This window comes from Pseudomonadota bacterium (assembly GCA_010028905.1).
In the GTDB taxonomy this organism is placed as follows: Bacteria; Vulcanimicrobiota; Xenobia; order RGZZ01; family RGZZ01; genus RGZZ01.
This window is the reverse complement of record RGZZ01000790.1, coordinates 1-1,470: the sequence shown is the minus strand read 5'-3', so window position 1 is coordinate 1,470 and position 1,470 is coordinate 1. Positions and strand designations below refer to the sequence as shown.

The window sequence follows — 1,470 nt, the reverse complement described above, 5'->3', positions numbered from 1 at the left end:
ACCAGCAGCGCGCCGTCAGCGGCGGCGGTGACCCCTACAGGACGCCCCCAGACCCTGCCGTCCGGCAAGTAGAAGCCCGTCACGAAGTCTTCGTACTCGCCCGTGGGGCGGCCCGACGCATCGACGAAGACGTGCACCACGACCGATCCGGTCGGAACGCTGCGGTTCCAGGAGCCGTGAAGCGTGGCAAAGATCTGGCCGCGGTATGCGCGACCGAGGTTGCCTCCGGGGTAGAACATCATCTGCAGCGGTGAGCCGTGCGGTTGGAGCAGCACGTCTGGCGTTCGGCTGACCCGCACGAGCTCTGGATGTTGTTGGCCGAGGCGGGGGTCTCGATGGCTCCCGGTGTAGCAGTAGGGCCAACCGTAGAAGCCGTCGCGCTCGAGATGGGTGAGATAATCGGGAACGAGGTCGTCGCCGAGGCCGTCGCGCTCGATGACGCTGGCCCAGAGCTGGCCGGTCTGCGGTGAGAAGACGATGCTGCTGGGATTGCGGGTTCCGCTCGCAAAGACGCGCATGCCTGTGCCGTCCGGTCTGGCCATCCAGACACAGGCGCGCCCGCGCTCGCCAGGGTTGCGGTCTGGATCATCGACGTTGCTCATCGAGCCGATGGCGACAAACATGTGCTGTGCGTCTGGAGAGAAGGCGACGTCACGCGTGAAGTGCCCGCGGGTGGGCAGGTGGTCGACCACCACCTGCGCCGCGCCCCGGCTCTCGAGGTCACCACGGGTGTAGGGAAACCGCACCACATTGTCGAGATTGGCCACGTACACCCACCTGGGATCGGGCCCGGGGGGGTAGAATGCGATGCCGTACGGTCCTTGACCGGCGTGGGCAAAGCGCTTGCGCGTGATGCAGCGGCCGCTGGCGTCGACACCGCGCAAGACCCAGATGTCGCCGCTGCCATGGTCGGAAGCGAATACGTCACCGTTGGGTGCGGTGCGCATCAGTCGGATACGCGCGTATCCCGTGGAGTAGACCTCTGTCTTGAAACCTTTGGGAACCTGGGGCATGGCCCCCTGGGGTCGGCCCACGATCTGGAGCTGGCTTGAAGACCGCGTGGCAAAGGGAGGGGGCAGGTCAGACGGTTCGATGCGGTGTCTCGCCCCCGGGCGCTCGGCATCGTGGCCATAGAAGGGCTTGCGCGATTGCGCGAAGGCACTGGCACAGATCAGCGCCATCGCGGTGCACGCGATCAGCGCCTGGCCAAGCGTGCGCCTACGGTGGAGCCGCCGACGCGCCCGCGCTTCATCTGCAGGAGGGCACTTGTGAGGCATTGACGTGACCATCTCTTCTGCGTCGGTACACGCTCTCGCTGCTCTGGGCTTTCGTTGTGGGCCATCGAGAGCGCGCGTTCACATGTTCGCGGCCCACGGATCCCCGTCCTTCGCAGTGCCTTCCTGCGACGCAGAACGGGGGCTGTTCGGGTGGGGGTGCGGGTGCGCCGTTCGCACAGGGGTGCGGGTGGCG

Annotated in this window: 1 protein-coding gene; it reads right to left on the bottom strand. The window is 66.7% G+C overall.

All coding sequences use genetic code 11. The features are described 5' to 3' along the window. The coding region (locus EB084_25320) for a sorbosone dehydrogenase family protein (protein ID NDD31585.1) at positions 1–1,181 on the bottom strand (1,181 nt) is incomplete at its 3' end. Between the last annotated feature and the right edge of the window lie 289 nt (positions 1,182–1,470).